This is a genomic window from uncultured Nostoc sp., from assembly GCF_964245575.1.
Taxonomy (GTDB): Bacteria; Cyanobacteriota; Cyanobacteriia; order Cyanobacteriales; family Nostocaceae; genus Nostoc.
This window is the reverse complement of record NZ_CAXTNP010000236.1, coordinates 1-4,192: the sequence shown is the minus strand read 5'-3', so window position 1 is coordinate 4,192 and position 4,192 is coordinate 1. Positions and strand designations below refer to the sequence as shown.

At 40.1% G+C, this 4,192-nt stretch carries 3 protein-coding genes and 1 pseudogene; 3 read left to right on the top strand and 1 reads right to left on the bottom strand.

What is annotated here, in order from left to right:
- Positions 1 to 598: pseudogene (locus ACFFAP_RS28635) on the bottom strand (hypothetical protein); the annotation flags it as partial.
- A 1,721-nt stretch (positions 599 to 2,319) separates the two neighbouring features.
- Between ACFFAP_RS28635 and ACFFAP_RS28630 the strand changes: the two are divergent.
- The 3 genes from ACFFAP_RS28630 to ACFFAP_RS28620 all read left to right on the top strand — a co-directional run bounded on the left by ACFFAP_RS28630 (position 2,320) and on the right by ACFFAP_RS28620 (position 3,966).
- Entirely contained in the window at positions 2,320 to 2,733 is a 414-nt protein-coding gene (locus ACFFAP_RS28630) for a hypothetical protein (RefSeq protein WP_375514408.1), read from the top strand.
- Positions 2,734 to 3,054: 321 nt separating this feature from the next.
- The gene (locus ACFFAP_RS28625) at positions 3,055 to 3,333 is read left to right on the top strand and encodes a hypothetical protein (protein ID WP_375514407.1); all 279 of its coding nucleotides are present in this window, start codon (positions 3,055 to 3,057) and stop codon (positions 3,331 to 3,333) included.
- 219 nt (positions 3,334 to 3,552) lie between these two features.
- Complete coding sequence (locus tag ACFFAP_RS28620; protein WP_375514406.1) at positions 3,553 to 3,966, top strand: alpha/beta fold hydrolase; 414 nt, start codon at positions 3,553 to 3,555, stop codon at positions 3,964 to 3,966.
- Positions 3,967 to 4,192: the final 226 nt, after the last annotated feature.

Genomic DNA, 4,192 nt, shown 5'->3' with positions numbered 1-4,192 from the left:
TGATAGTGTCATTTCCTTTTCCTGCATCAAAACTGCCACTGTTACTGATGCCGATTCCAGTAACACCTTGACGGTCGGGAGCAGCACTGCCTCCTCCACCCCCTCTAGTGGCACCACCAGTACCTGTGCCAGTGATAATGTCATTTCCATTCCCTGCTTTTAGACTACCACTGTTCCTAATACCGATTCCACTTGTACTGTTTTCACTACTGCGGTTGTCACTAGTACTGCTATCAGCAGCGTTCGTGTTACTTTTACTCCCTGCATTAAGACTACTACTGTTGTTGATCCCAGTGCCATCTTCGCCTGTAATTTTAATGCCAGAGCCGCCAGTACCGATGCCAACAATCATGTCACTCCCATCCCCTGCATTGAGAGTACCACTAATATTAATGCCAATGCCAGTACTAGGTTTGATAAGCTTATAGGGGCTTCCAACAGTACCAGTACCAGTAATACTGTCGTTTCCTGATAATGTATTAATCACACCTGGACTTAAGACGTCAATACCAATTGCCAAAGGGTTGAAATCTTCTGCGACTAAAGTATCAATACCGGAAGTCCCGATTAAATTAGGTGGAACCGTAAGTCTAGGCATGAGCAAAATCCTTTTAATATCCGTTAGTAGGTCGGTTTGCTCATTTGCATGAGCAGTCTTTAAGCCACTTACAACTAAATAAAATCCTCTGAAGTCGATGAAATTTTAGGCTTTTATCGCAGCTAAATAGACAGTGTTTAAAAAAACTCCGATTTGCATAAGAGTGTTGAAATAATGAGATTGCAATCTAAAGCTTTAGCTTCTTAGAATTTACTTTAGATTCCTTTGAATATTTAGAGCTGATGAATCACAGTCGGAATACATTTTGTGACTGATTGCTAACCCACATTCTTTTTACAAATGCACCTCCCTTATACAAAGCAGTAATTGCTCCCACAACGATTACGCAATGCCAGATCAAGTAAACCTCAATTAATGCTCGTCAAGCAAGTATCTGCATAACTTACATTGGGCATACAAGTTTTATGCAGAATCAACTAATTGTTTACAAAAGTTCATGAGAAACCCTGTCTGATAATTTGACAGATCCGGTGTCTGTTGAGTTTTCATTTCCATCTCATAAGTTTTTCGCAGACGATACGCAATATTTACAAAAGTTCACTAACTGCGCTACAGCCAATGTTTTCTCTGTAACCCAAAAATGAGGACGGGTCAAACTAGTTCTTGAAACAGGTGAGCAGCTTTTTGTAAATCTGCCAGCGCACCTTGCTTATTTCCCAAGACATAGTGAACAAACCCTTGACTGTAGTAGACTAGGACTTACGCATTGACAGAAAAGCCCAAATAGCAGATATGCTTTTCAGGGCTTAAAAGCCAAATTTTTCAACTATCCTTTTGCGATCGCGGCTAAACATTGGATCGCTTGTAAAAGGCTGAAACAACGTATTTACGTGAATACACAAGATGATTCCTTTGTACAGTGCGTAAGTCCTATAGACATATAGCTATAGTGACTTCTAAATATTAATCAGTTGAAAAAGCTCTGTTTTATGTATCAACTGTTATTTCTTTACAAATATTTAACGATAGGTTATTTCGCCTCAACAATCACTGCCCATGAATTATGTTCGTTATGACGAAGTGTTGTGTTAGACCTGAAGAATCTAAAAATTGTAGAAACCAACGAAAGGATTCAGGGGCTTGCGTTGAGGTTGGTGTAAATGGTGAGATAAATCTACTAAAATCATAAAATATAAAGACGAATAGCTAATTACATAAGCGCGAGAGCATACCTGTCATAAACTCAATTAAATCTCGTATGCGACACATATATTCTGCTACGCCTATGAACGAGCCAAGTCGTATTACAATATCTTATTCTTCTTCAATTCTTGGTTTCGAGAAATCTAATAACAGCTGGGATCGTTACCTGACAATTGGAAACAAACGAGCTTATCATCTTGGGAATGTCTGCGGAACTTGCGCCTTCTTTTTTGAGCGGCTAGAGAGTGCCAATGACACTATTTGTGCCCCAACCATTGCAGAACGGCTCAATAGTGGAATTGACATTATTGATCCTGCATTTACTTCTATTCTAAGTCAAGTCCTCCCAACAGGAACTTACTATAGGACTCATATTTGATTTATGAAAAAATCTAAGTATCTATAGCTCACCAAAACCCTTACGTGGTAGGCATTGCTAGTCCTAAGTATATTTCAATATTCAAGTATGAATCCTATATGTCAACTTTCCAACGGTACTTCCACGCCTGATTGCACCCGGACATCCTGACGATTATTTTGTTCAAGAGCAGGTTGCTTTGTGGGGCATTGATGCGTTACCACCGCATCATCCGCACGTTGCTTACTATCGTAGTCACTCACTGGCACTGGGCGAACATCGCCAACTTTTCGAGTTTGTCATTCCTCTGTTCCCTGCCACAAAGCTGGATCAACTCAGAGTGGTACATTATCAGGATGAAATAGCGCATGGTGGGCAACCAACGGCATTGACTGTCTCTGTTTTGGACATTAAGCAGCCAGCCGTTTGGCAGGGCAATCCTGAGATTACTGAGCATTGGTGTTTAGCTCACTATTTACTGGATGGCCACCATAAAATATATGCCGCAGCGCAGACCAACAAGCCACTCAATTTAGTGTCATTCCTGGCAGTTGATGAAAGTCTGGCATCTGAAGAGGAAATCAAGTCGGCTCTGGCTTATCTTACTCGATAAGAGTACATCTGCTGGTAATCCTACTAGTTCTTACTAATACTTGCAGGGCGAACGCTGTTGCTACTCTTTTCTTTGTGTCAAGCGTCACCGACGCTTACAACTGTAGCATTAAGATTGTTGGCAAATACGGGTAATGACATTTGAGCTAGCAGTAAAGCAGCAATACCAATCAAGCGAAGTTTAAAAACCATTTGTACTAAAAATCACTCAAAACTTCCTTTAGGATTCCCAATTTCAGCCAAGCGATCACTAGTTAATCCACAAATTAGTTTTATGTTTTAAAGTAGAAAGTAGTTTGATTGAAAGTGTTTGTTAGTACCAATGAAACTTTTAGGCTTAGTCCTACCAGTCCTATTACTGCTAGGCACGCCTGCTATGGCAGTTGAGTTCAAAGGGCAAAATATTGATGGTCAAAAGCTACCTGCTAGAGCTTACTATTATGCGACTGGTGGGGTCTACAAAGTTCAGGTCAGCTTTCACAACAAGCGGGCTACTATTTACTTTGACGACGGCAACCAAACAACCATACAGTTGAACCAGCAGGTAATTACTGACTCAAACAATATTGAAGGTTTTGGAATTGTGGGCAATATCCTGTAAATAGCACGTTCAGTGTTGGCTTGGTGTATGACAATAATTGGCTTGGCAGGAGTGATAGTCAATTGCAACAATCAAATGCACTAGATGGGTTGTGGAAAATTAGTTTGGAGTGAATACTGATGTTGACTAATTTTCTCCCATCACAAGTTAATTAGCTAACAGACCTAAAAGCGATCGCTTTTGGACAAAGTCCAATAGAGAATTGCCCTTGCAACCACCTTGAGCCAACACCCAATCGTCACAACCTACATTCATAAAGGTAGTAAAGGCACACCAATTCTGCTGCTACACGGCTTCGATAGTTCCATCCTAGAGTTCCGTCTTCTGTTGCCATTACTTGCTACTCAAAATGAAACATGGGCAGTAGAAAAGTTAGGTTTTGGCTTTACACAAAGGCAAAAAGAAATAAATTACAGTCCAACTACAATCAGAATTCACCTTTACGACTTTTGGAAAACTTTAATCAACAGACCGATAACATTAGTAGGTGCATCAATGGGAGGTGCAACTGCAATTGATTTTACTCTCACTTACCCTCAAGTTGTAAAATCACTAATATTGATTAATAGTTTAGGTTACACTAATTCTCCCCCCTTTAGCAAATACTTCAGGGCGGCCGCATCATGTCAATAAGTAAAATATATTCTCAATAGGACTAAAAATAATGTCATTAACTCTTACTTATTGCGAAAACTTTAGGCGATCGCTTTGGGGCTTAAAAAATAATCAAGCGCGAAATCCTGGTTTTTTCGTTGGTTCTTACCCTTCGTTGTGATCAAGAGTAATTTAGATGCGTTTGCCCTGGCAAATACTTGTTTCCTCCTTTTGACTTCTTGGCTGTGGAATATCTACGTCAACG